A 23,930-nucleotide genomic window follows, 5' to 3' on the forward strand; every position below is an offset into this window, starting at 1 on the left:
CGCGCTCGCCCATCTCGGGAAAGCGTACCCGCGACCGCCGACACGGCTTCCGCGCGGACAGGGCCCGCTCAGCGTCCGCGCGGCGTCCAACCGGGAGGGAGCGGCGCGTCGACGGCGGCGCGCTCGGCGTCGACGGCGGCCGACCACCCCTGCGCGGCGTCCGGGCCGTCGAACCCGCCCCGCGCCACACGCAGGCCGACGTCGTCGTGGTGCATCCGCGGGTGGCCGCCCCGGCGCACACCCGCGCGCACGCTGTGCGCGTCGTCCGCGAACCCGCCGCCCCGGAACACCCGGTACTCGTCGTAGCGGGCCGGGTCGAGCAGGTCCCAGCACCACTCCCACACGTTGCCGAGGGTGTCGAACAGGCCGAAGAGGTTGGGATGCTTGCCGCCGACGTCCGCGGGTGCGCTGAGCCCGTCCGCCGCGGTCCAGGCCACCTCGGCGAGGGGACCGTACTGCGCCGCCGCCGAGCCCGCCCGGCACGCGAACTCCCACTCCGCCTCCGTCGGCAGGCGGAAGCCGTCGGCATCCACGTGCCAGGTGACCTGCTCGCCGTCGAACGAGTACGCGGGGTCGAGGCCCTCCCACTCGGACGCCGCGTTGCAGAAGCGGATCGCCCGCAGCCAGCTCATCTCGACCGCTGGTCGGCGCGGGTGGGATGCCTCCACGCCGACGATCTCGGCGAGCTGCTCCTGCGTCACGGGGTAGACCGCGATCTCGAACGGCTCGAGCGCGGCGGATCGCCGCGTCTTCGTGCGGGCATCGTGCAGCACGATCGTGCCGGCGGGGATACGCGCCATCTCGATCTCGACCATCGCGCCAGTGTCGCACGCACCGACCCCGCCGCCGAGCCGCGACCGTTCACGCGTCCGCTCCACCGCCGGCCACCTGCGCTCGCTAGGGTGACCCCGTGACAGACGCGACCGCCCCCGCGACGCCGCGCCCGCCGGGGACTCCCGGCGAGGTCTTCCGCGTGTTCCTGAGGCTCGGGGTCACCTCCTTCGGCGGGCCGATCGCGCACCTCGGCTACTTCCGCGATGAGCTGGTCACCCGGCGACGCTGGGTGGACGACACCGGCTACGCCGACCTCGTCGCGCTGTGCCAGTTCCTTCCGGGCCCCGCCTCGAGCCAGGTGGGCTTCGCCCTCGGTCTCCTGCGAGCCGGCCCGCGCGGCGCCCTTGCCGCCTGGCTCGCGTTCACCCTGCCCTCGGCGCTCCTGATGGTCGCGTTCGCCTTCTCGGCGTCGCTCTTCGAGGGCGCTGTCGGCGCCGGCATCCTCGCGGGCCTCAAGGTCGTCGCGGTCGCGATCGTCGCGCAGGCGGTGTGGGGCATGGCGCGCAGCCTCACGCCCGACGCACGGCGTGCGAGCATCGCCGTCGTCGCGGCGGCGATCGTGCTGTTCGCGGCCGGTTCGCTCGGCCAGGTGGCCGCGATCGTCGTCGGCGCCCTCGCGGGGGCGTGGCTGTGCCGGTCCGCGATCGACACGGATGCCGCGCCCCTCCCCCTGCGCGTCTCCCGGCGCGCCGGAGCCATCGCGCTCGGTGTGCTCGCCGTCGTCCTGATCGGCCTGCCGGTCGCCGCCGCGAGCCTCTCGTCGCCGGCCCTCGACGTCGCCGACGCCTTCGCACGCGCGGGCGCCCTCGTGTTCGGCGGCGGACACGTCGTGCTGCCCCTGCTCGAGGCGGAGGTCGTCACGGGCGGCTGGGTGAGCGCCGACGAGTTCCTCGCGGGCTACGGCGCGGCGCAGGCGATGCCGGGTCCGCTCTTCACCTTCGCGGCCTACCTCGGCGCCCTGGCTGCGCCCGGTGCCGCGGGCCTCGGGCTCGCCGCGGTCGCGCTCGTCGCGATCTTCCTCCCCGGCCTGCTCCTTCTCGTCGGAGTGATCCCGTTCTGGAACGGCCTGCGCGCCCGGCCCGCGGCGCAGGCGCTCCAGCGCGGGGCCAACGCCGCGGTCGTCGGGATCCTCGCGGCCGCCCTGTACGACCCCGTGTTCACGACCGCGGTCACCGGCGCCGGCACGGTCGCGCTCGCTCTGGTGTGCTTCGTGCTGCTCGTGTCGTGGCGCGCCCCGGCGTGGGTCGTCGTGCTGGTGGGCGGCGCCGGCGGCATCCTCCTCGCGGTGATCTGACGGCGCTCCGGGGCGCGGCTACGCGACGCGTCTGCCGCGGGGAGGATAACGAAGGGATTCGCCGCCAGGATCCCCCACACGCGGTCGAAGCGCGGCACCTCGCGCGTGTAGTCCTCCCACTCGCCGCAGACCGGCGGGTCGGTGGAGGGCATCCCCTGCGCGTCGTATACGAAGGTGCGCGTGCGATCGGTCACCTCGGTGCGCACCGCGGCGCCCGCGAGGCCGAACGCGATGACGGTGCCGATCGTGAGGGCGACGACGACGAGGTAGGTCGTCGCCACGGAGAAGAGCGGACGGTTCAAGATGCCGGAGAGGCCGACCCCGAGCGCGGCGATGACGCCGAGCTCGACCGCGAGCACCCCGCGCCCGGGCCGAAGTCACCCCCGGAAGAACGCGACTCCGAGATCGGGATGATCGACGAAGACGCCGTCGACCCCGGCATCCCGGATCACGCCCCACTCCGCCTCGTAGTCTCCGAAGGCGCTCGGTCCGCCCGAGCCGCGGAACTCGCCGACGAGGAACGCATTCTCCGGGCGGCATGTCCACGTGTAGACCCGGAGGCCGCGCCGATGCGCGTCGGCCACGACGCGGGTGGGGCCGGTTGCGCGCCCGAGCTTGTTCGGCGCGAGGATGACGCGCCTGTCGACGCTGATGCCGTCCACGCGGCCGACGAGCCCGTCGAGGCCCTGCGGGGTCACGGTGTCTCGATACGTCGGAGCGTCGGCACCCCTCGTCGCCACGAGGTCGGCGGGTCGACCGCCCGCCTCGATCAGGTAGATGAAGGTCGCGGGGACGCCGCGCTGCCTCAGCCGCTCGAGCACCGTCGACTCGAAGGCCTCGATCACGAGCGGGATGCCCGCGGCCGAGCGGGCGACCTCCGCCTCGACGAGCGGGACCAGATCGAGGCCGATCCCCTCGAAGTACGTCGCGTGCTTGATCTCCAGCACGATCCCGATCCCACGCCCGTGCTCGATCGACGCCGCCCGCACGAGGTCGAACAGGTCCGACAGGCGCAGGATCGGCTGCCGGTCGTCGAAGCTCGCGCTCGCGGGCCTGATCCGGGGAAGACGCTCGCGGCAGCGCAGAGTCGCCAGCTCCTCCCACGTGAAGTCCTCCGTGAACCACCCGGTCAGGCTTGCGCCGTCGATCGTCTTCGTCGTCCGGCGCCCGGCGAACTCGGGCCGATCGGCGACGTCCGTCGTGCCCGAGATCTCGTTCTCGTGGCGGACGACGAGCACCCCGTCCCGGCTGGCCACGACGTCGGGCTCCACGGCATCCGCCCCCATCGCGAACGCGAGATCGTAGGAGGAGCGCGAGTGCTCGGGCCGATATCCGGGCGCGCCGCGGTGTCCGATGACGAGCGGGGGGCGAGGCATGCCGTTCAGGCTATCCGCGCCGGATGAACGGGTTGCCGCGGCACCGGGCCCTCATGGTCACCTCACAGCCGCATGCCGTGACGGCGGGGCGCCCGTCGGATATCGTTGATGCACAGCGCAACTTAGCTGTGACCCCGACAACTTGGAGTGTGACGAGGCCATGGCCCTCAACAACCCCGCGTTCAACAGCCCGGCGTTCCAGGACCCGCGCGCCGTGAAGAGCTACCCCGGTGGCCCGCAGGCCGCCGGTCTCGGCGCGCAGACGCAGTTCGCCACCGGCTCACGCGCGGCAACGGATGCCGCGACCAACGCCCAGCTCGAAGGCATGTACGCCGCCCCCGCGGCCGGCGCGCACCAGACCGACCGCATGACGGTGGAGGACACCGTCGTCAAGACCCTCGGCCTCTTCGCCATCCTCGTCGTGACGGCCGTCGTCGGCTGGGTCTGGACGCTCGGCGCCCTCTCGCCCGCTCAGGCGACCGGGCTCAGCGTCCTTCCGATGATCCTCGGCGGACTCGGCGGCTTCGTCCTCGCGATGGTCATCATCTTCACGTCGCGCAAGAAGGTGCGTCCCGCCCTGATCTTCGCCTACGCGGCCCTCGAAGGGCTTTTCGTCGGCGGCATCTCGGCGTTCTTCGAGTTCCAGTTCCCGGGCATCGTCGTGCAGGCGACGCTCGCGACGCTCGCCGTCGTGGGCGTGACCCTCGCCCTCTTCGCCAGCGGCAAGATCCGCGCGTCGAAGAAGGCCACGAAGATCTTCATGATCGCGATGTTCGGCTACCTCGCCTTCTCGCTCCTGAACCTCGTCCTCATGTGGACGGGCGTCTCCGACAGCGCGTTCGGCCTGCGCAGCGAGCCGAGCCCGCTCTTCGGCATCCCGTGGGGCGTCCTCATCGGCGTGTTCGTCGTCATCATGGCGGCATACTCGCTCGTGCTCGACTTCGACTCGATCCAGCAGGGCGTGCGCAACGGGGCCCCCCGCCAGCTCGCCTGGATGGGCGCCTTCGGCATCATGGTGACGGTCGTCTGGCTCTACATCGAGATCCTGCGCATCATCGCGATCCTGCGCGGCAGCGACTGACCCGCGGCACGCGCGGAACCTCGAGAGGGGGTCGTCCTTCGGGACGGCCCCCTCTTCGCGTGGGTCGGGGGAACCCGGACCCCTCGCGCGACAACATTCCGGCGCAACGCGCCCGGGCGCGCACGCCCGCCGCGGAACGTCGGCGTTCCCGCACCGCGGACGGGCCAGTCTTCCGGAATGTTGTCGACCGGCGAGCCCGCGAAGGGCGGGCAGCGGCCTACCGCCGGGTCACTCCCACTCGATGGTGCCCGGCGGCTTCGACGTGACGTCGAGCACGACGCGGTTGACCTCACGCACCTCGTTGGTGATGCGGTTCGAGATCTTCGAGAGCACGTCGTAGGGCAGGCGCGTCCAGTCCGCGGTCATCGCGTCCTCGGACGAGACCGGCCGGAGCACGATCGGGTGTCCGTAGGTGCGACCATCGCCCTGCACGCCGACCGAGCGGACATCCGCCAGCAGCAGGACGGGGCACTGCCAGATCTCCGCATCGAGGCCGGCGCGGGTCAGCTCCTCGCGGGCGATGGCGTCGGCGTCACGCAGGATCTCGAGGCGGTCGGCGGTAACCTCACCCACGATCCGGATGCCGAGGCCCGGCCCCGGAAAGGGCTGTCGTCCGACGATCACCTCGGGCAGCCCCAGCTCGCGACCGATCGCACGCACTTCGTCCTTGAACAGGGTGCGCAGCGGCTCGACGAGCTCGAACTGCAGGTCTTCGGGGAGGCCCCCGACGTTGTGGTGCGACTTGATGTTCGCGGCGCCCGCCCCGCCGCCCGACTCCACGACGTCGGGGTAGAGCGTGCCCTGCACGAGGAAGCGGATGGGCTCGCCGTCGGCGGCGGCCTCGCGCACGAGGTCCTTCTCGGCCGCCTCGAACGCGCGGATGAACTCGCGCCCGATGATCTTGCGCTTCTGCTCCGGGTCGGAGACGCCCGCGAGGGCCGAGAGGAACTTCTCCCGCGCGTCGACGGTGACCAGGCGCACGCCGGTCGAGGCGACGTAGTCTGTCTCGACCTGCTCACGCTCGCCCTTACGCAGCAGCCCGTGGTCGACGAAGATGCAGACGAGCTGGTCGCCGACCGCCTCGTGGACGAGCGCGGCGGCGACGGCGGAGTCGACACCGCCGGAGAGGCCGCAGATCACCCGCGCGGAACCGACCTGCTCGCGGATGCGCGCCACCTGCTCGGCGATCACGTTGCCGCTGTTCCAATCGGCGGGAAGGCCCGCCGCGCTGTGCAGGAAGTTCTCGATCACGCGCTGGCCGTGGTCGGTGTGCTTGACCTCCGGATGCCACTGCACGCCGTACATGCGCCGGGCATCGCTGCCGAAGGCCGCAACCGGCGTCGCCGCCGTCGAGGCGAGCACGTCGAAGCCCTCGGGCGCCCGCGAGACCTGGTCGCCGTGGCTCATCCACACGTTCTGCGACACCGGCTGCCCCTGCAGCAGCACGCCGCCGGAGCCGGTCACCTCGGCATCCGTCGCGCCGTATTCGCGCAGCCCGGTGTTGGCGACCTCGCCGCCGAGGGCCTGCGCCATCACCTGGAAGCCGTAGCAGATGCCGAGCGTCGGCACGTCGAGGTCGAAGACGCCCGGGTCGAGCGCGGGGGCGCCGGGCTCGTAGACCGACGAGGGCCCACCCGAGAGGATGAGGCCCACCGGGTTGCGCGCCGCGATGTCCTCGGCAGATGCGGTGTGGGGGACGATCTCGCTGTAGACGCCGGCCTCGCGGACGCGGCGGGCGATCAGCTGCGCGTACTGCGCGCCGAAGTCGACGACGAGGACGGGCCGCTGGGATGTCTCTGTGGCTTCGGTCACCGGGTGCTTTCGGGGGAAGGGGCGGGGGTGGATGCCGCGGGCGTCGCCGCCGGGGCGGCCTCGCGCTCGGCGAGGTAGGAGCGCACCTGACGGGCGACCCGCACCTCGAGGAAGAAGGACAGCAGCGGCACGACACCGCCGAGCGCCAGGAGGAGGAAGCGCGGGAAGGCCCAGCGCATGAGGCTCCACACGCGGAAGCACGCGAAGAGGTATACGACGTAGAACCAGCCGTGCGCGACCAGGATGAACAGCGAGAGGTTGAACCCGTCGCCGGTGGAGATCATCTCGCAGTCGCTGCCGGGGAAGAAGAGCGAGAACCATTGGCACTCGGGCCCCGCGATCGCCGGCGCGAACCACAGGAACCCTCCGCTGCCGCCGAGGAAGAGCTCCACGTGCAGCGGCGTGTACTTCAGCACCATCTCGGCGACGAGCAGCAGCAGACCGACACCCGTGATGATCGACGCCACCTGGTAGAACTTCAGCGCCCCGCGGATCTTCGGGAACGACGCGAGGCGGGGTTCGGGCATGCCGTCCAGTCTACCCGCGGCATCCGGCGCGCCTCGCGGCGTCGCGGGCTTCGAGGGACCTGTGGCGTTCAGGATGCCGCGGCATCCTCCAGCGCCTCGACCTCCTTCTCCCACGCGTCGCGCGCGAGGCGGTACCAGAGGTAGAAGGCGAAGCCCGCGAAGACGGCCCACTCGATGGCGTAGAAGACGTTGAGCCAGTTGACCGGCGCCAGTTCCGCGGGCGCGGGCGAGGAGATGGCGACGAGGTGGGTCTCCCCGGCGGCCGACGGATCCACCGCGGCGAGGTACGGCCGGTAGACGTCGAGCCCCTCGGTGTCGTGCCACACGCTCAGCAGGGCGGCCGGCGACATGCGCGGCATCTCGGTGGCCGCGGCACCCCGCGGGGGCAGCCCCGGGCCCTCGTCGGAGATGAGGCGCCCGGTGAGCGTCACGGGATCGGAGGCTCCCGTCTCGGCCGCGCGCTGCAGCTCGGCCGCCGCGGCATCCGCGTCGTCACGGCTGGCGGCCCACCCGATCGCGACGGCGAGCGAGGTGGGCTGCGCGGCGTCCGCGATGCGGAGCTGGCCGGTCACCCAGTACCCCTCCTCGCCGTCGTTGAAGCGCGACGACACGACGACGAAGTCGCCCGGGATCCATGCGCCGACGGTCTCGACGCGCTGCCCCACGAGCGGCTCGGCAAGATACTGCCCCGGTTCGACGACGTCGGCCAGCGGACGGACCTGCTCGGTCTGGCCGGGCGGGGGCGGGTCGCTGTCGATCGCCCGGTCGAGCTGCCACTGGCCGAGCCACGCGAAGACGCCCGCGACGACCAGACACAGTCCCAGCATGAGCAGCCACTGCGGCCGCAACATGACCTCCCGGAGCGTGGGCGGGAAGACCTGCGCGTCGCCCGGCGGGGTCGGCGGGGTGTCGGACACGGCGGGCGGGGAGCTCATCCCTGCCCGTAGGGGGCGACGACGACGTCGACGCGCTGGAACTCCTTGAGGTCGGAGTACCCCGTCGTCGCCATCGACTTGCGCAGCGCCCCGATGAGGTTCGCCGTGCCGTCGGCGACCGGCGCCGGGCCGTAGAGGATCTCCTCGAGCGGGCCGACCTGGTCGACCTTCACACGGCGCCCGCGGGGAAGCTTGGAGTGGTGCGCCTCGGGGCCCCAGTGGTACCCGAGGCCGGGGGCGTCGGTCGCGCGCGCGAGCGCGACACCGAGCATGACGGCGTCGGCGCCCATCGCGAGCGCCTTGACGATGTCGCCCGAGGTGCCCACGCCGCCGTCGGCGATGACGTGCACGTAGCGCCCGCCCGACTCGTCGAGGTAGTCGCGGCGAGCGCCGGCGACGTCGGCGACGGCCGTGGCCATGGGGGCGTGGATGCCGAGGGTGACGCGGGTCGTCGACGCCGCTCCCCCGCCGAACCCGACGAGCACGCCGGCCGCTCCCGTGCGCATGAGGTGCAGGGCCGCCGTGTACGTGCCCGCGCCGCCCACGATGACCGGCACATCGAGGTCGTAGATGAACTTCTTGAGGTTGAGCGGCTCGTCGACGCTCGAGACGTGCTCGGCCGAGACGGTCGTGCCGCGGATGACGAAGAGGTCGACGCCCGCGGCGACGACGGTCTCGTAGAGCTCCTGCGTACGCTGGGGCGTGAGCGAGCCGGCGACCGTGACGCCGGCGGCGCGGATCTCGGCAAGGCGGTCGCGCACGAGCTCGGGCTTGATCGGCTCCGAGTACAGCTCCTGCATGCGGCGCGTGGCGTCGACCGAGTCGAGCCCCGCGATCTCGGCGAGCAGCGGCTCCGGGTCGTCGTAGCGGGTCCACAGCCCCTCGAGGTCGAGCACCCCGAGGCCGCCGAGCTGACCGAGCATGATGGCGGTGCGCGGGCTCACGACCGAATCCATCGGAGCCCCGAGCACCGGGATGCCGAACTGGTACGCGTCGATCGACCACGCGGTGGAGACGTCTTCGGGATTGCGGGTGCGGCGCGAGGGCACGACGGCGATGTCGTCGAACGTGTACGCGCGGCGGGCGCGCTTGGCGCGGCCGATCTCGATCTCCATGCTCACGGCCCCAGCCTACCGGCTACCCCCGACGGGTCCCCGGGCCGGGGCGCGGCCCACGGCATCCGCCCCTCCCGCGCGACCCGCGAACGGTCGCGACACGCCGCGGCCCCGGCCCGGCGCGCGGCATGTCGCGACCGTTCGCGCGGGCGAGCCGGGCGGACGACGAGGGGAGGGATGCCGCTCAGTCGCCCTTTCCGCGGAAGAGCGTCGTCCCTACGGGGTCGAGCAGGAAGAGCGCGAACGCGAGGGAGCCGATGAACGGGGCGAGGAGCACGACGCCCGCCGAGATCACCAGAGCGCTGAGCGCCCCGCGGCCGTAGGCGCTCGCATCCCGGTCCGTCAGATCGGGGAGCATCGTCTCGCGATGGCGCACCGCCCACATCCACTGCAGGTAGCTGCAGAGGATCGCGAGGAAGAACGCGACGGGCATGAGGAGCCTGCCCGCCAGCCACTCGGAGTACTCCGTCGTGAGGCTCGTCGCGAACGGCACGAGCACGATGAAGAGAAGGCGGCCGTTGTTCAGCCAGACGACCGTCGCGTCGATGCGCGCGACGTGCTCGAACTGCTGCACGTGCGTCATCCACAGCAGGCACAGCAGGAGGAAGCTCAACACGAAGTTCAGGAACAACTCGCCCATTCCGGCGAGCGCGGCCCACATGTCGGCATCCGACGAGATCGGGCCGAGGCCGTACGTCGTCAAGTCGAGGACGAGGAGGGTCGCCGCGATGGCGAACACCCCGTCGGTGAACGCCTCGAGACGCGTCGTGCTCTGCGTCGCCGCCGCATGCCGTCGCCGCCGGATCATGCGCCCAGCGTAGCGACGGCCTACTTCTTGTAGTTGGGCGCCTCGACAACGATCTGCACGTCGTGCGGGTGCGACTCCTTCAGCCCCGCCGACGTGATGCGCACGAACTTGCCCTTCTCCTTGAGCTCCTCGATCGTGCGCGCGCCGACGTAGAACATCGACTGCCGCAGGCCGCCCACGAGCTGGTACGCGACGGCGCCGACCGGTCCGCGGTACGCGACCTGGCCCTCGATGCCCTCGGGGATGAGCTTGTCGTCGGTGGGGACGTCGGCCTGGAAGTACCGGTCCTTCGAGTACGAGGTCTTCTTGCCGCGGGTCTGCAGCGCACCGAGCGAACCCATGCCCCGGTACTGCTTGAACTGCTTGCCGCCCTGGAAGACGATCTCGCCCGGCGACTCGTCGGTGCCCGCCAGCAGCGAGCCGAGCATGACGGTGTCGGCGCCCGCGACGAGGGCCTTGGCGATGTCGCCGGAGTACTGCAGGCCGCCGTCGGCGATCACCGGGACGCCGGCGGGACGGGCCGCGAGGGATGCCTCGTAGACCGCCGTCACCTGCGGCACCCCCACGCCCGCGACGACGCGGGTGGTGCAGATCGATCCCGGCCCGACGCCGACCTTCACGGCATCCACCCCGGCGTCGATGAGCGCCTGCGCGCCCGCTCGCGTCGCGACGTTGCCGCCGATGACGTCGATGTGCGCGAACGTGGGGTCGGCCTTGATGCGACGGACGATGTCGATGACGCCCGCGGACTGGCCGTTGGCGGTGTCGACGACCAGCACGTCGACGCCCGCGTCGCGCAGGGCCTCGGCCCGCTGCCACGCGTCGCCGAAGAAGCCGATCGCGGCGCCCACGCGCAGGCGTCCGTGCTCGTCCTTCGTCGCGAGGGGATACTTCTCGCTCTTGTCGAAGTCCTTGATCGTGATGAGCCCGGCGAGCTTGCCCTCGTCGTCGATGAGGGGCAGCTTCTCGACGCGGTGCTTGGCGAACGTCGCGATGACGTCGTTCGCACTGATCCCCACGGGCCCCGTGATGAGGCCCTCGCTCGTCATCACGTCGCGCACGAGCGTGGACTGCCGCTCGAATCCCGAGACGAACCGCATGTCGCGGTTCGTGACGATGCCGAGCAGGCGCCCGTCGTCATCGACGACCGGCAGACCGGAGATGCGGTACTGCGCGCACAGCGCGTCGACCTCCTCGATCGTCGCCGTCGGATGCGTCGTTATGGGGTCGGAGATCATGCCCGACTCGCTGCGCTTGACCCGATCGACCTGGGCCGCCTGCTCTTCGATCGAGAGATTGCGGTGCAGGATGCCGAGGCCGCCCTCGCGCGCGATGGCGATCGCCATGCGCGCCTCCGTCACGGTGTCCATCGCGCTCGAGACCAGCGGTGTCGCCACCGTGATGCGGCGGGTGACCCGCGAGGACGTGTCGGCCTCGCTCGGGATGACGTCCGTGTGGCCCGGCAGCAGCAGGACATCGTCGTAGGTCAGTCCGACGAAGCCGAACGGGTCGTTTTGGTCCATGCGCGGTCCTCCTGCGGCGGGGTGGGGCTCACAGAATTCTACGTCCGGCGGGCCTGCAGAATTCCCGTGCGCGCACGCCGCGGAATCCCGTCCCGCGTCGATTGCGATTCGGTCTCGCCGGGAGGAATGTTTCGCCCGATCTGCCGCCGAAACACCCTCGACACATTACGCTCATACGGTGTTCGTCACAGCCGACGAACATCGTCGTCGCATGGTGGCGAGACCCCTTCTTTGGAGGTTCAGTGAGGCCCATGACAGACGCGCACGCCGCAGGGCGCGCTCCGCGGATCCTCGTGCTTCTCGGGGTGCTCGCCGCCGCACTCATCGCGCTTCTGCTCGTCCCCATCGGACCGGTGGCCGCGGCGGAAGACGACCCGTACCGCATCAGCGGCAACGTCCAGCTGGACGGGGAGCCGCTGGAAGGGGTGCGGCTGATCGTCGACGGGCCCGGCGGCGAGCAGGAGGTCGAGACCGACGAGAACGGTCAGTGGCGGGTCGGCGTCCCCGAACGCGGCGAGACCTACACCGTCACCCTCGACGAGGACACGCTGCCCGAGGGCATCGCCGTCGTCGACGAGGCCGACGACTCGCCCAACGAGAAGGAGGTCGAGATGGGCGCGGGCGGCCGCGTCACCGTCAACTTCTTCATCGGCGAGGGCGAGCGCAACGTCACGAGCTTCTTCGACCAGCTCGTCCAGCGCGTCGTGCAGGGCCTGAGCTTCGGCCTCATGCTCGGGCTCGCGGCGGTCGGTCTGTCCCTCGTGTTCGGCACGACGGGGATCTCCAACTTCGCGCACGGCGAGATGGTCACCTTCGGCGCCATCGCCGCCCTCCTGCTCGTCGGGCCCGCGAGTCTCGCGCTGCCGCTCTGGCTCGGCTTCCCGCTCGCGATCGTCCTGAGCGCGGGTCTCGGGCTCGTGCTCGACATGATCCTGTGGCGACCGTTGCGAAGGCGAAGAGTCGGCGTCGTGCAGCTCATGATCGTCTCGATCGGCCTGTCGCTGACCCTCCGCTACATCTTCCAGTTCTTCATCGGCGGTGGAACCCTCCAGCTGCCGTACTCCGCGCCACCGCGGATCAATCTCTTCGGTTCGGTCCAGCTCAGCGTGATCGACATGATCTCGATCGCGATCTGCATCGTCGTCATCGTCGCGTTCGCCCTCTGGCTCACGCGGTCCCGACTGGGCAAGGCCACGCGCGCCATCTCCGACAACCCCTCGCTCGCCGCGGCATCCGGCATCGACGTCGACTTCGTCGTGCGGGTGGTCTGGGTCGTCGCGGGGGGCCTCGCGGGGCTCTCCGGCATCCTGTACGCCTACTTCCGCCCCGGCATCCGGTGGGACATGGGCGCACAGGTGCTGCTGCTGATGTTCGCCGCCGTCATCCTCGGCGGCCTCGGAACCGCGTACGGCGCGCTCGTGGGCGCGCTGATCGTGGGACTCCTGGTCGAGGTGTCGAGCCTGTGGATCCCGGCCGACCTCAAGTACGCCAGTGCGCTGTTCATCCTCATCGTCATCCTGCTGTTCCGACCGCAGGGCATCCTCGGTCGCCGGGAAAGGATCGGTTAAGCACCATGGACTGGCTACAGATCCTCTCCAACTCGGCCTCGTCGATCCTCAGCCCCGCCACGATCGGCTACGCGCTCGCCGCCCTCGGCCTGGCGGTGCACTTCGGCTACACGGGCCTGATCAACATGGGCATCGCCGGGTTCATGGCCATCGGGGCCTACGGCTATGCGATCGGCGTGCTCACGTTCGGGCTCGAGTGGTGGGTCGCGGCGCTCGCGGGCCTCGTCGCGTCGGCGGTCTTCGCCGTGATCCTCGGCATCCCCACGCTGCGCCTGCGCGGCGACTACCTGGCGATCGTCACGATCGCCGCGGCGGAAGTGGTGCGGCTGCTGTTCCTCACGACCGCGTTCGACGACGTCACCGGATCCGCCGACGGGCTGAGCGGGTACCACTCGAGCTTCCGGGCCGCCAACCCGCTGCCGCAGGGCACCTACGGGTTCGGTCCGTGGACGTACAACGAGACTCAGTGGTGGGTGCGCATCATGGGCCTCTTGACCCTCCTGATCGCCGCGCTCGCCGTCTGGATGCTCATGCGCAGCCCGTGGGGGCGCGTACTCAAGGGCGTCCGCGAGGACGAGGATGCCGTGCGATCGCTCGGGAAGAACGTCTACGCCTACAAGATGCAGTCGCTCGTCCTGGGCGGGGTCATCGCCGCCGCGGGCGGCATCGTCTACGCCCTGCCCTCGGCCGTGAGCCCGGGCGTGTACGTCACGTCGCTGACATTCTTCGTGTGGACGGCCCTCCTGCTGGGCGGTGCGGCCACGGTGTTCGGCCCGCTCCTCGGATCTCTCATCTTCTGGGTCCTGCAGACGTTCCTGGCGAACGTCCTGCCCGCCATGGCATCGGCCGGCCTGCTGTTCGGGATGTCGGCGATCCAGGCGGCAACCCTCCGCTACATCCTCGTGGGCGTCGCGCTCATGCTGCTCGTGATCTTCATGCCGCAGGGCATCCTGGGCAACAAGAAGGAGCTGACCTTTGTCAAGTGACGCACAGGGGGCCGGGGCCCCCACCGCACCCACCGCCCGCGCGAAGACGACGGGCCTGCACGTCGGCGAGGCCGCCCCCGGCGTGGCCAAGGTCGACCCGATCATCATCGCCGACGGGGTGCGCCGCACCTTCGGCGGCGTGACGGCGGTCGACGTCGAGCACCTCGAGATCCCCCGAGGTGCCATCACGGCGCTCATCGGGCCGAACGGGGCGGGCAAGACGACGCTCTTCAACCTCCTGACGGGGTTCGACAGGCCCGACGCCGGGTCGTGGTCGTTCGACGGCCGCTCCCTCTCGGGCGTGCCCGCGTACAAGGTGGCCCGCCTGGGGCTCGTACGGACGTTCCAGCTGACCAAGGCGCTCGGCCTTCTGACGGTTCTCGAGAACATGAAGCTCGGCGCCACCGGCCAGCGCGGCGAGAGGTTCTGGCAGAGCATGATCCCCGCCGTCTGGCGCAAACAGGACACGGGGATCGAGGAGCGCGCGATGCGCCTGCTCGCGAAGTTCAAGCTCGACACGAAGGCCTCCGATTTCGCCGCGAGCCTCTCGGGCGGCCAGCGGAAGCTGCTGGAGATGGCCCGCTCGCTCATGACCCAGCCGACGCTCGTCATGCTCGACGAGCCCATGGCCGGGGTCAACCCCGCCCTGACGGAGTCGCTGCTCGACCACATCCTCGATCTGAAGGACGAGGGGATGACGGTGCTCTTCGTCGAGCACGACATGCACATGGTGCGGCACATCGCCGACTGGGTGGTCGTCATGGCGGAGGGTCGCGTGGTCGCCGAGGGCGATCCGCACACCGTCATGCGCAACCCCGCCGTGATCGATGCCTACCTGGGCGCGCATCAGGAGCTCGACCTGGGCGTCGTCACCGGCAGGATCCAGACGGCGGACGCCGACCCCACGACGGATGCCGCGGCATCCCAGGCCGCGAGCGCCGACGCGCTCGTCGCCGACGGCGTCACCGAGGACGAGAAGGAGCAGAACCCGTGAGCACCCCCGTCGCCACCCGCACCGTCGTCCACGCCGCGGACGTCCACGCCGGCTACCTGCCGGGGGTGAACATCCTCAACGGCTGCTCGCTGACCGCCGAGCAGGGTGAGCTGATCGGCATCATCGGCCCCAACGGGGCGGGCAAGTCCACCCTCCTGAAGGCGATCTTCGGCCAGGTCACCGTGCGCAGCGGCTCGATCACGCTCGAGGGCGACGACATCACGGGGCTCAAGGCCAACAAGCTCGTGCAGCGGGGGGTCGGCTTCATCCCGCAGACGAACAACGTCTTCCCGACCCTCACGATCGAGGAGAACCTGCAGATGGGCCTGTACCAGCGCCCGTCCGCCTACAAGGAGCGCCTCGAGTTCGTCACCGGGATCTTCGCCGAGCTCGGCCCCCGTCTGAAGCAGAGGGCGGGCTCGCTCTCGGGCGGTGAACGCCAGATGGTGGCGATGAGCCGTGCGCTCATGATGGACCCCAAGGTCCTGCTCCTCGACGAGCCGTCTGCGGGTCTGTCCCCCGTTCGCCAGGACGAGGCGTTCATCCGCGTCTCGGAGATCAACAGGGCCGGCGTGACCTGCATCATGGTCGAGCAGAACGCGCGACGCTGCCTGCAGATCTGCGATCGGGGCTATGTGCTCGACCAGGGCCGCGACGCCTACACCGGCACGGGCCGCGAACTGCTGGCCGACCCGAAGGTCACCGAGCTGTACCTGGGCACCCTCGGCGCCTGACGCCGCGTCAGGAGGCCGACGACCCGAATCTCGCGGCATCCCGTCGTCAGCCCGGACAACATTCCGGAAGGACGCCGCGGATCAGCCCCTCATCCGAGGTGATCGGGCCCGACGCGCCGGTGCTGCCGGAGTGTTGTCCGTCCGGGGGCCGATCTTCTGGAGCATGGCGACGATGACCCGGCCGAGCGCGGGGCCATCGGCGAAGATGTCCGCCGCCACCGGGCGGATGCTGGCGTAGCCGCGCGCGGCCAGAGCGAGGTCCCGCCGCCGATCCGCGACCTGCGCTTGCCATCCTCCATGGTGTGCGCGGCTGTCGCATTCGATGACGAGCCACCCCTCGACGACGAAGTCGACGCGGCCGACGCCGTCGATCCAGACCTGGCACTCGAAGCTCAGCCCCAGAGCGCGGAGGAGGAGGCGGACGAACGTCTCCGGCCCCGACTCGCACCGGCCGTCCACGAGTGCGCGCAGACCGCGACGCCGCCGGGGTACGAGCCGGAACAACTCGTCCAGGCCCTCCTCGTCGATGAGTCCGAGGTTCACGGCGCTGTCGAGAGTGGCGATCGCCGCCCGAGGCGTCTGGCAGATCGTGGCTTGGAGCAGCGCATCGAACACCTCCACGCGGAGCGATCGCGGGGGCGGAGTTCGGCGCAGCGGGGCCCAGTGGAGGCGCACACCGGGTGTCGGTCGCAGGCGGGTCGTGTGCGGGGGCACCTGAACGTGCACGTCGCCGCGGTCGAGGACGAAGACGCCGCGCTCCGCGAGCAGGCTCGTGCACGCGAGACGTCCCCCGGCCGCGGCTGCGGTCGTGGCCGGGGCCGAGGACGCGGGGCTCAGATAGAGGCCCTGCCGCGGCCGCAGCAGCCGCTCACCCCGCACCATCGCGGCGATGCGGGCCTGCGAGAGACCCTGCGCCTTCAGGTCGGCATGGCGGTAGACGTGATCGGGATGCAGCGCGAGCATCGCCCCAGCCTCCGCGGCAACCGCGGGCCCGGACGCTGCGGTGACGTCATCCGGGGACGGCGGCCCGGATCACGGCAGCGGGGAGGAGGGCCGGTTCGGGACAATACTCCGGAGGTCTCGCGCCGCACGGGCTCTCCCAGCCCTGCAGCGCCGCCGACGCGGCGAAGCGTCCGGAGTGTTGTCACGCTGCGCCGCCCCTGAGCCGCCGCCACCGACAAACAGCGGCCCCGTTTCCGAAGAACCGGGGCCGCTGCCGTTGCGGGTGGAGAGGGATCAGCCCTCGTAGGCCGCGTAGGTGTTGTCGTCGCCGAACTCGTAGATGCCGATCGACGCCTCGGTCGGGTCGCCGACCTCGTCGAAGGTGATCGGACCGGAGACGCCGTCGTAGTCGGCGACACCGCCGCCGAGGATGATCTCGGCGCACTCCGCGTAGCTGGAGCAGGACTCTCCGTCGCCGGAGCCGCCGGAGACCTCGACGAGCTTCTCCGCGATCGCGGCGCTGTCGGTCGAGCCGGCCGCGAGCGAGGCGAGCGCCAGCAGGATCGTGGCGTCGTAGGACTCGGCCGCGTAGCTGTACTCCTCGAGCGCGGCGATGCCCTCGGCCTCCAGGAACGCGTCCAGCTCATCCGTGAAGGCGGCGATGGAGTCGATCGTCAGACCCGGCAGCGTGCCCTTCGCGCCCGTGAGCGAGCCCGCGGGGAACTGATCGCCGAAGTTCGACAGGTTGCCGTCGACGAAGTAGAGCTTGTCGCTGGGGATCTGACCGAACAGGCTCGGCAGGATCGTCGTGACCTCCTCGAACGTGATCAGGGCGATCGCGTCGGGGTCGGCCGCGACGACCTCGCTGATCTGAGCGTCGAACGACGTGTCACCCGTGTTGTAGGTGGGCGCCGCAACGACCTCGCCGCCCGCGGCCTCGAAGGCCTCGGTGACGTAGCCGGCGAGACCGGTGCCGTACGAGTCGTTCAGCACGATCATGCCGAGCGTCTGGTTGCCGTCCTCGGCGATGAGGTTTCCGAGCACCTCGCCCTGCAGGACGTCCGAGGGCGCCGTGCGGAAGTACAGCCCGTTGTCGTCGTAGGTCGTGAACGCGTCCGAGGTGTTGGCGGGCGAGAACTGGATGACGCCGGCACCCACGACCTGGTCGATGAACTGCAGCGAGGTGCCCGACGATGCGGCGCCGATGATGGCGGACACGCCCTCACCGAGCAGACGCGGGATCTCGGTCTCGTAGGCCTTGTTGTCGGTGTCGCCCGAGTCGCCGTAGATGACGTCGAGGGTCAGGCCCGTCTCGGCCGCGGCCTCGTTGATCTGTGCCGTCGCGTAGGCCACACCGGCCTCCTCCGGCGGGCCGAGGAAGGCGAGGTTGCCCGTCTGGGGCAGTGCCGTTCCGATCGTGAGGGTCATCTCCTCTCCGGCTTCGGCTGCCGGGGCGGACGATTCGGTGTCGCCGCCGCTGCCGGCACAACCCGCGAGGAAGAGCGCGCCGACGCCGACGACGGCGATGCCACCGACGACCTTTCCGCGCGAACGGGAGAAGACGCTCATAGTGCTCCTTGCTGTAAACGAACGCTGGGCCGGCCCGGGCGCCGACCTCGTGGATCTCACCCTAAGCGCGGGACCCGCGTTCCAACGTTGCGGTGCGTTAACGATGTGTCACGAGATGGTCACGGCACGATAACGGCCGTCTCATCAGCCCGAAATCACCCCGGCGAGACGACGGCGTCGGACCCGGTGCCGCGGATGCCGGTACCTGGTACGCAGAACCGCATCCGCCCGCGTGGGCCCCGCCCGCTTCGCCGGTCAGGTGATCGGGGCGACGTCCGAGACGCCCCTGTGGCGGCGCGAGTACAGCAGCTGATCGATCGTCAGGACCGACAGGGCGACCCACACCAGGCCGAAGCCGATCCACCGCTCGAGCGGCATCGGCTCTCCGAGGATCCACGCGCCGGTGACGAACTGCATGATCGGGGCGATGAACTGGAGCAGCCCGATGACGGTCAGTGGCACCCGCCGCGCACCGGCAGCGAAGAACAGCAGCGGTGTCGCCGTCGCAACCCCTGCCAGCGAGAGCAGCACCGCGTGCCACACACCGGCCGTGCCGAAGGTGAGGCCGGATGCGAACGAGACCGCGACCAGCTGCCCGATCGCGACGGGCGCGAGCCAGAACGACTCCAGGGTGAGTCCGCTGACCGCGTCCACGCGAGGGCCGATCTGCTTCTTGACGAGACCGTAGACGCCGAAGGATGCCGCGAGGGTCAGGGCTATCCACGGGAAGGTGCCGTACCCGACGACGATGACGCCGACGGCGAGGGCGCTGATGCCGATCGCGATCCACTGCGTCATCCGGAGGCTCTCGCGCAGGACGAGAACGCCCAGGATGACGGTGAAGATGGGGTTGATGAAGTAACCCAGGCTCGTCTCGATCACGTGCCCGGACAGGGTCGCGATGAGGAACACCTGCCAGTTGACGTAGATGACGGCTCCCGCGAGCGCCGTCCACAGCAGCAGGCGGGGCTGGCGGATGATGCGCCCGAACGCTCCCCAGGAGCGGGTCACACTCAGGAGCACGGCGCAGAAGACCAGCGAGAGCAGGATGCGCCACGCGACGATCTCCCACGGGCCCGTCGGGGCCAGGGTGAGGAAGTACAGCGGCAGGAATCCCCAGAGCAGGTACGCCGTGAAGGCGTACACCCCGCCGAGAGCACGCTCCCGGGCGGGATCGGGCGCGTGGTTCACCGGCTCAGCCTACCGCCGGAGCGACGTCCGGCTCGGGACGCCGCGTGCCCCCGCTCACTCAGCGGGAGGACCCGGTCGCGACACCTCGGCGCACCCGCAAACGACGAAGGACCCGGATGCCGCGGCATCCGGGTCCTTCGGTGGTGTGCGTCGCTCAGCGAACGACGACCGCGAGCACGTCGCGGGCCGAGAGCACGAGGAACTCGTCGGCGCCGAACTTGACCTCGGTTCCGCCGTACTTGCTGTAGATCACGCGGTCGCCGACGGCGACATCGAGCGGAACGCGGTTGCCGTTGTCATCGATGCGGCCGGGGCCCACCGCGACGACCTCGCCCTCCTGGGGCTTCTCCTTCGCGGTGTCGGGGATGACCAGGCCGGAGGCCGTCGTCTGCTCCGCCTCGACCTGGCGGATGACGATGCGGTCCTCGAGCGGCTTGATGGAAACCTGAGTGGAAACCGTCACGGTCTACCTCTTTCTTGATCCAAGACTCATTAGCAACCTCGCTGCGAGAGTGCTAATGACAGTGTAGGCATCCGCTGGCACTCCCGCAACGCGAGTGCCAGCGGATGACGGCGTCGCCCGCCGTAGGGTGGTGCGGGTGGAGATGACCGAGCTCACGGCCCTGCTGACCCCCGAGGGCCTGCGGCTGCTCGACGCGACGCCGCCGGTGGAATCGGCCGCCGACGTGGCGCGCGAGGTCACCCGGCTGCGCGCCGCGGGCTACTCCCCCGACCTCGTCTCGGCCGTCGTCGGCCAGTCGCGCCTGCGGCGGCGTGCCCGCGCGAAGTTCGGCGACCTCGCGGCGCGGATGCTGTTCACCCGCGCCGGCCTCGAGCAGTCCACGCGCCTGTCGGTCTCCACCCTGCACGCCCGGCGCTTCCGCGACGCCGGGATCGCCTCCGTCGCCGACCTCGGATGCGGGATCGGGGGCGACGCCATGGGCGCCGCCGGGCTCGGGCTGGACGTCCACGCCGTCGAGGCGGACGAGGTCACGGCCGCCCTCGCGGCCTTCAACCTCGCGCCGTTCGGGGAAACCGCCCGGGTCTCGAACGCCCTCGCCGAGTCGATCGACCTCGGGCCGCAGGTGGGCGTGTGGCTGGACCCCGCCCGCCGCACGGCGGGCCGTACCGAGACGACCCGCCTGAGCGACCCCGACGAGTACTCGCCCACGCTGTCGTGGGCGTTCGAGGTGGCGGAGCGCCGGGCGACCGGCATCAAGCTCGGTCCGGGTCTGGATCGGAACCTCATCCCGGTGGGCGCCGAGGCGCAGTGGATCACCGTCGACGGCTCCACGATCGAGCTCGTGCTGTGGTCGAGGGAGCTCGCCCGGCCAGGTATCGGTCGCGCCGCCGTGGTGCTGACCGACGGCGGCGCGCACGAACTGACCGCCGAGCACGATGCCCCCGACGAAGACGTCAGCGCGCTCGGGGCGTTCGTGCACGAACCGGCGGGCTCCGTCATCCGCGCCCGCCTCATCGGCGACGTCGCGCGATCGCTGCAGGCCGGGCCGATCGCACCCGGGATCGCCTACCTCACCGGCGACGCTGCCCTCACGAGCCCGTTCGTGTCGACCTTCCGCGTGCGGGAGGTGCTCCCGACCGACACGAAGAAGCTCGCCCGCGCCCTCCGCGAGCGAGGCATCGGCACGCTCGAGATCAAGAAGCGCGGCGTCGACGTGGATCCCGCGGTGCTGCGCACGAGGCTGCGCCTGCAGGGGCCGGAGTCGGCGACCCTTCTGCTCACGCGTGCGGGCGGCGGTCGCCTGGCGATCCTCGCCGATCGCGTCTGACGCACGGCCCCCGCCCGCGTCAGGCGAAGAGATCGGCCTGCATCGCCGCCCAGACGATCCAGATCGCGCTGTAGATGATCGAGAGGATGCCGAGCGCGAGCGCCCACGCCGCGGCCTGGCGTCCCTCCTCGGGGCGGCGCAGGGCCATCGCCGCCACGACGACCGCGACGACGCCGATCGGAAAACCCCAGCCGACGAACAACGAGGCCGCGAGGCCGACCACGGCGATGACGAGCGCCCACCCCGCGAGGCGCCGCCGGTCCTTCGCGGGGGCGGGCGGGTCCCAGGGTCCGAAGGGGATGCGGCGGTCGAGGAAGGGCACGGGACCGGTCTCCCCCGCCTCGTCATCCTCGCCCCGGGGGGACGGCCCGGGCGGGACGACCGGCGGCGCGAAGGGGATGGCCGGCTCGGTGAAGCGCGCGGGCGGCGGAGGGGCCCCCTCCGCGGGGACCGGGCTCGCGTTCGCGAGGCCGGGTTCTGCGGCCGCCGCGCGGTCCTTCTCCTCCGCGCTCACGCCGGCTCGCTCCCCGCAGCGACCTGGATCTCGGTGACGGGAAGCGTGGAGTCCGCGCCGAACGCGAGCGTGGACGGCTGCCCCCCCGCTCGGATCAGTTCCGCGGCGAGCGCGGCGATCATCGCCCCGTTGTCGGTGCACAGCGACAGCGGCGGGATCCGCACCGCGACGCCCGCGGCATCCGCGCGCTCGAGCGCGACCTCGCGCAGGCGCCGGTTCGCGATGACCCCGCCCCCCAGCAGCAGCCGGGGCACGCCGTGGCGCACGCACGCGTCGAGCGCCTTCGTCACGAGCACGTCGACGACCGCCTCGCGGAAGGATGCCGCGACATCCGCCACGGGCACGGGCTCGCCGGCCGCCTCCTGATGTTCGATCCAGCGGGCGACGGCGGTCTTGAGCCCGGAGAAGGAGAAGTCGTAGCGGTGCCGGTCCATGTCGCTGGCGCGGGAGAGACCCCGCGGGAAGCGGATGGCCCGGGGGTCGCCGGACGCCGCGGCGCGATCGATCTCCGGACCGCCGGGATAGGGCAGCCCCAGGATGCGGGCGACCTTGTCGAACGCCTCGCCGGCCGCGTCGTCGACCGTCTCGCCCAGCAGCTCGACGTCGCTCGTGAGATCACGCACGAGCAGGAGCGAGGTGTGGCCGCCGGAGACCAGGAGCGCGACGGTCGGATACTCGAGCGGCTCGGCATCGGCGTCGAGGAGGTCGGCGGCGATATGACCGACGAGGTGGTTGACGGCGTAGAGCGGCGTTCCGAGGGCCACGGCGAGCGCCTTCGCCGCGCCGACGCCCACCATCAGGGCTCCCGCGAGGCCCGGCCCGGAGGTGACGGCGACGGCGTCCAGATCGGCGAGCGCGACACCCGATTCGGCGAGCGCGGCCTCGATGGCGGGCTGCAGGGCCTCGAGGTGGGCACGCGCCGCGACCTCCGGCACCACCCCGCCGAAGCGCGCGTGCTCGTCCATGCTGCTGGCGATCGTGTTCGAGAGCAGCGTGCGACCCCGGACGATGCCGATGCCGGTCTCGTCGCAGCTGGTCTCGATGCCGAGCACGAGCGGTTCCTCGCGGTTCATCCGCTCGCCCCCTCCCGCGGACCCCGGCCACCCTCGGCGGGGGTCGGCTCGGCCTCGCCCTGCGGCGCCCACGTGCGCAGGTCGAGTTCCATCACGATCGCGTCGACCCCGTCGGGCTGGTAGTACCGGGGCCTGCGGCCGAGCTCGCCGAACCCCTCCGAGACGTAGAGGGAGTGCGCGACGGAATTGTCGGCACGCACCTCCAGGAACACCTTCTTCGCTCCGCTGTCGCGGGCATGGCCCACCAGCGCCCGCAGCAGCGCCCGCCCCTGACCCCGGCCTCGCACCTGCGGATCCAGGGCGAGGGTCTGGATGTCGGCGTCGGGCAGGCCGCGGGCGGCCCTCACTCCCCCGTATCCGACGACGCGGCCCGCCTCCTCCAGCACGACGTAGTGCGCGTGGGTCGAGACGAGCTCCTCCCGCATCATGGTCTCGGACCAGGCATCGGTGGGAAACGACGCCCGTTCGAGCGCCATGATCGCGCCGAGGTCCGACGGGGCCGCGGGCCGCATCATGTCCCCACCCGCTTGGGTACGGCGCCGAGGGTCACGTCGGGGGCGCGAAGGTACAGGGGTTCCGTCATGCCGTCCTCCGCGCCGGCGTCGCCCGTGGCGATCCGGTGCGCAGCCACCCGGCCGAGCGCCGCCGCGGAGATGCGGGAGGCGTCGATGCGGCGGGCGCCCGCTTCGCGCAGGCGATCGTCGAGCTCGTGGCGGGGGGCGAGGGCCGGCTCGGTGGCACGCACGGGGACGCCCCGGGGATCGAGACCGGCGTAGACCGTGTACGCGAACTCCCGGCGGCGCGCATCGGTGACGATCGCGACGGGGGCGTCGGCATCCGCGGCGTCGAAGTGCGTGCGGGCGGCCGCGTCGTGGCTGACGACGGGGACCAGCCGCGCCGACCGCGCCAGCGCGAATGCCCGCGCGGCGGCGACGCCGATGCGCAGGCCCGTGAAGGGGCCCGGCCCCATGCCCGCCGCGACGTGGGTGATCTGGTCGGGGCGCACGGACGCCTCGGCGAGCGACCGCCTGATAAGGTCCCCGATCACCTCGGCATGGCCGAGCGGGTTGTCGCTGGCCGCCTCGGCGAGCTCGACGCCGTCGAGGTCGACCACGGCGACGCCGGAGCCGAGCGAGGTGTCGAGCGCGAGGATCACGCCCTCCAGGGTAGTCGCGCCGAGGAGGAGCCTGGCGACGCGGGCGCCGCCCCTCTGCGCGCGGACAACACTCCGGAAGGATCGCCTGTCAGCACCCCCGTATCCGCA

At 71.3% G+C, this 23,930-nt stretch carries 23 protein-coding genes; 7 read left to right on the forward strand and 16 right to left on the reverse strand.

What is annotated here, in order from left to right; all coding sequences use genetic code 11:
* Window positions 1-68: 68 nt before the first annotated feature.
* Complete coding sequence (locus tag ACIGCK_RS05925; RefSeq protein ID WP_396664575.1) at window positions 69-815, reverse strand: formylglycine-generating enzyme family protein; 747 nt, start codon at window positions 813-815, stop codon at window positions 69-71.
* Window positions 816-910: 95 nt separating this feature from the next.
* Between ACIGCK_RS05925 and chrA the strand changes: the two genes are divergently transcribed.
* Window positions 911-2,128 carry a chromate efflux transporter gene (gene chrA, locus ACIGCK_RS05930; RefSeq protein WP_396664577.1) on the forward strand — a complete coding sequence of 406 codons (1,218 nt, stop codon included), beginning with the start codon at window positions 911-913 and terminating at the stop codon, window positions 2,126-2,128.
* 377 nt (window positions 2,129-2,505) lie between these two features.
* On the opposite strand, the gene ACIGCK_RS05935 is transcribed toward chrA, so the two are convergent.
* On the reverse strand, window positions 2,506-3,504 hold the full coding sequence (locus ACIGCK_RS05935; protein WP_396664578.1) for a glycerophosphodiester phosphodiesterase family protein: 999 nt from the start codon (window positions 3,502-3,504) through the stop codon (window positions 2,506-2,508).
* 160 nt (window positions 3,505-3,664) lie between these two features.
* Between ACIGCK_RS05935 and ACIGCK_RS05940 the strand changes: the two genes are divergently transcribed.
* Window positions 3,665-4,585 (forward strand): Bax inhibitor-1/YccA family protein, encoded by a 921-nt coding sequence (locus tag ACIGCK_RS05940; protein WP_396664579.1) that lies wholly within the window; start codon window positions 3,665-3,667, stop codon window positions 4,583-4,585.
* A gap of 228 nt (window positions 4,586-4,813) precedes the next feature.
* Here the strand turns inward: ACIGCK_RS05940 and guaA are convergent, their stop codons facing one another.
* The 6 genes from guaA to guaB form a co-directional block, all read right to left on the reverse strand.
* The gene (gene guaA, locus ACIGCK_RS05945; protein WP_396664581.1) at window positions 4,814-6,397 is read right to left on the reverse strand and encodes a glutamine-hydrolyzing GMP synthase; all 1,584 of its coding nucleotides are present in this window, start codon (window positions 6,395-6,397) and stop codon (window positions 4,814-4,816) included.
* The gene (locus ACIGCK_RS05950; protein WP_330170305.1) at window positions 6,394-6,924 is read right to left on the reverse strand and encodes a DUF3817 domain-containing protein; all 531 of its coding nucleotides are present in this window, start codon (window positions 6,922-6,924) and stop codon (window positions 6,394-6,396) included. Before ACIGCK_RS05950 ends, guaA begins: the two co-directional genes overlap by 4 nt.
* A 68-nt stretch (window positions 6,925-6,992) precedes the next feature.
* Complete coding sequence (locus tag ACIGCK_RS05955) at window positions 6,993-7,859, reverse strand: SURF1 family protein (RefSeq protein WP_396664583.1); 867 nt, start codon at window positions 7,857-7,859, stop codon at window positions 6,993-6,995.
* On the reverse strand, window positions 7,856-8,974 hold the full coding sequence (locus tag ACIGCK_RS05960) for a GuaB3 family IMP dehydrogenase-related protein (protein ID WP_330172049.1): 1,119 nt from the start codon (window positions 8,972-8,974) through the stop codon (window positions 7,856-7,858). Before ACIGCK_RS05960 ends, ACIGCK_RS05955 begins: the two co-directional genes overlap by 4 nt.
* A 184-nt stretch (window positions 8,975-9,158) precedes the next feature.
* Window positions 9,159-9,782: a TMEM175 family protein gene (locus ACIGCK_RS05965; protein ID WP_396664585.1), complete on the reverse strand. Its 624-nt coding sequence runs from the start codon at window positions 9,780-9,782 to the stop codon at window positions 9,159-9,161.
* Window positions 9,783-9,802: 20 nt separating this feature from the next.
* Entirely contained in the window at window positions 9,803-11,305 is a 1,503-nt protein-coding gene (gene guaB / locus ACIGCK_RS05970) for an IMP dehydrogenase (RefSeq protein ID WP_396664586.1), read from the reverse strand.
* Window positions 11,306-11,556: 251 nt separating this feature from the next.
* Here guaB and ACIGCK_RS05975 point away from each other — a divergent pair, with 251 nt between their 5' ends.
* From ACIGCK_RS05975 to ACIGCK_RS05990, 4 genes are read left to right on the forward strand one after another with little or no spacing between them, the layout of a single operon-like run.
* Window positions 11,557-12,873, forward strand: coding sequence for a branched-chain amino acid ABC transporter permease (locus ACIGCK_RS05975; protein ID WP_396664588.1), 1,317 nt, complete (start codon window positions 11,557-11,559; stop codon window positions 12,871-12,873).
* A 5-nt stretch (window positions 12,874-12,878) separates the two neighbouring features.
* Window positions 12,879-13,859: a branched-chain amino acid ABC transporter permease gene (locus ACIGCK_RS05980; protein WP_396664590.1), complete on the forward strand. Its 981-nt coding sequence runs from the start codon at window positions 12,879-12,881 to the stop codon at window positions 13,857-13,859.
* A 55-nt stretch (window positions 13,860-13,914) separates the two neighbouring features.
* Window positions 13,915-14,853 (forward strand): ABC transporter ATP-binding protein, encoded by a 939-nt coding sequence (locus ACIGCK_RS05985; RefSeq protein WP_396664721.1) that lies wholly within the window; start codon window positions 13,915-13,917, stop codon window positions 14,851-14,853.
* A complete protein-coding gene (locus ACIGCK_RS05990; protein WP_396664592.1) occupies window positions 14,850-15,587 on the forward strand; it encodes an ABC transporter ATP-binding protein in 738 nt (245 codons plus the stop codon). Before ACIGCK_RS05985 ends, ACIGCK_RS05990 begins: the two co-directional genes overlap by 4 nt.
* Window positions 15,588-15,668: 81 nt before the next feature.
* Here ACIGCK_RS05990 and ACIGCK_RS05995 read toward each other — a convergent pair whose 3' ends face one another.
* The 4 genes from ACIGCK_RS05995 to groES form a co-directional block, all read right to left on the reverse strand.
* Window positions 15,669-16,550: a hypothetical protein gene (locus ACIGCK_RS05995; RefSeq protein ID WP_396664593.1), complete on the reverse strand. Its 882-nt coding sequence runs from the start codon at window positions 16,548-16,550 to the stop codon at window positions 15,669-15,671.
* Between the two features lie 273 nt (window positions 16,551-16,823).
* Entirely contained in the window at window positions 16,824-18,098 is a 1,275-nt protein-coding gene (locus ACIGCK_RS06000) for an ABC transporter substrate-binding protein (protein WP_396664595.1), read from the reverse strand.
* A 255-nt stretch (window positions 18,099-18,353) separates the two neighbouring features.
* Window positions 18,354-19,289: an EamA family transporter RarD gene (gene rarD / locus ACIGCK_RS06005; protein WP_396664597.1), complete on the reverse strand. Its 936-nt coding sequence runs from the start codon at window positions 19,287-19,289 to the stop codon at window positions 18,354-18,356.
* A 154-nt stretch (window positions 19,290-19,443) separates the two neighbouring features.
* On the reverse strand, window positions 19,444-19,752 hold the full coding sequence (gene groES / locus ACIGCK_RS06010) for a co-chaperone GroES (RefSeq protein ID WP_330170315.1): 309 nt from the start codon (window positions 19,750-19,752) through the stop codon (window positions 19,444-19,446).
* 136 nt (window positions 19,753-19,888) lie between these two features.
* On the opposite strand from groES, the gene ACIGCK_RS06015 reads away from it, so the two are divergent.
* Window positions 19,889-21,079, forward strand: a complete 1,191-nt coding sequence (locus ACIGCK_RS06015; RefSeq protein WP_396664599.1) for an SAM-dependent methyltransferase — start codon at window positions 19,889-19,891, stop codon at window positions 21,077-21,079.
* 19 nt (window positions 21,080-21,098) lie between these two features.
* Here the strand turns inward: ACIGCK_RS06015 and ACIGCK_RS06020 are convergent, their stop codons facing one another.
* The 4 genes from ACIGCK_RS06020 to tsaB are packed head-to-tail and all read right to left on the reverse strand — an operon-like array spanning window position 21,099 to window position 23,822.
* Window positions 21,099-21,593 carry a hypothetical protein gene (locus ACIGCK_RS06020; protein WP_396664601.1) on the reverse strand — a complete coding sequence of 165 codons (495 nt, stop codon included), beginning with the start codon at window positions 21,591-21,593 and terminating at the stop codon, window positions 21,099-21,101.
* Window positions 21,590-22,666: a tRNA (adenosine(37)-N6)-threonylcarbamoyltransferase complex transferase subunit TsaD gene (tsaD, locus tag ACIGCK_RS06025; protein WP_396664603.1), complete on the reverse strand. Its 1,077-nt coding sequence runs from the start codon at window positions 22,664-22,666 to the stop codon at window positions 21,590-21,592. Before tsaD ends, ACIGCK_RS06020 begins: the two co-directional genes overlap by 4 nt.
* Window positions 22,663-23,181 carry a ribosomal protein S18-alanine N-acetyltransferase gene (gene rimI / locus ACIGCK_RS06030; protein WP_396664604.1) on the reverse strand — a complete coding sequence of 173 codons (519 nt, stop codon included), beginning with the start codon at window positions 23,179-23,181 and terminating at the stop codon, window positions 22,663-22,665. The genes tsaD and rimI overlap by 4 nt, the downstream gene beginning before the upstream one ends.
* The gene (gene tsaB / locus ACIGCK_RS06035; RefSeq protein ID WP_330170320.1) at window positions 23,178-23,822 is read right to left on the reverse strand and encodes a tRNA (adenosine(37)-N6)-threonylcarbamoyltransferase complex dimerization subunit type 1 TsaB; all 645 of its coding nucleotides are present in this window, start codon (window positions 23,820-23,822) and stop codon (window positions 23,178-23,180) included. Before tsaB ends, rimI begins: the two co-directional genes overlap by 4 nt.
* Window positions 23,823-23,930 lie beyond the last annotated feature (108 nt).

The organism is Microbacterium sp. NPDC078428 (genome assembly GCF_044542535.1).
Taxonomy (GTDB): Bacteria; Actinomycetota; Actinomycetes; order Actinomycetales; family Microbacteriaceae; genus Microbacterium; species Microbacterium limosum.

Coding starts and splice junctions, on each gene's coding strand:
- ACIGCK_RS05925 (WP_396664575.1), bottom strand. CDS start 815: ATGGTCGAGATCGAGATGGCGCGTATCCCCGCCGGCACGATCGTGCTG.
- ACIGCK_RS06000 (WP_396664595.1), bottom strand. CDS start 18,098: ATGAGCGTCTTCTCCCGTTCGCGCGGAAAGGTCGTCGGTGGCATCGCC.
- ACIGCK_RS05980 (WP_396664590.1), top strand. CDS start 12,879: ATGGACTGGCTACAGATCCTCTCCAACTCGGCCTCGTCGATCCTCAGC.
- ACIGCK_RS05950 (WP_330170305.1), bottom strand. CDS start 6,924: ATGCCCGAACCCCGCCTCGCGTCGTTCCCGAAGATCCGCGGGGCGCTG.
- ACIGCK_RS05960 (WP_330172049.1), bottom strand. CDS start 8,974: ATGGAGATCGAGATCGGCCGCGCCAAGCGCGCCCGCCGCGCGTACACG.
- rimI (WP_396664604.1), bottom strand. CDS start 23,181: ATGATGCGGCCCGCGGCCCCGTCGGACCTCGGCGCGATCATGGCGCTC.
- ACIGCK_RS05965 (WP_396664585.1), bottom strand. CDS start 9,782: ATGATCCGGCGGCGACGGCATGCGGCGGCGACGCAGAGCACGACGCGT.
- ACIGCK_RS05955 (WP_396664583.1), bottom strand. CDS start 7,859: ATGAGCTCCCCGCCCGCCGTGTCCGACACCCCGCCGACCCCGCCGGGC.
- ACIGCK_RS05935 (WP_396664578.1), bottom strand. CDS start 3,504: ATGCCTCGCCCCCCGCTCGTCATCGGACACCGCGGCGCGCCCGGATAT.
- guaB (WP_396664586.1), bottom strand. CDS start 11,305: ATGGACCAAAACGACCCGTTCGGCTTCGTCGGACTGACCTACGACGAT.
- tsaD (WP_396664603.1), bottom strand. CDS start 22,666: ATGAACCGCGAGGAACCGCTCGTGCTCGGCATCGAGACCAGCTGCGAC.
- ACIGCK_RS05940 (WP_396664579.1), top strand. CDS start 3,665: ATGGCCCTCAACAACCCCGCGTTCAACAGCCCGGCGTTCCAGGACCCG.
- ACIGCK_RS05975 (WP_396664588.1), top strand. CDS start 11,557: ATGACAGACGCGCACGCCGCAGGGCGCGCTCCGCGGATCCTCGTGCTT.
- ACIGCK_RS05995 (WP_396664593.1), bottom strand. CDS start 16,550: ATGCTCGCGCTGCATCCCGATCACGTCTACCGCCATGCCGACCTGAAG.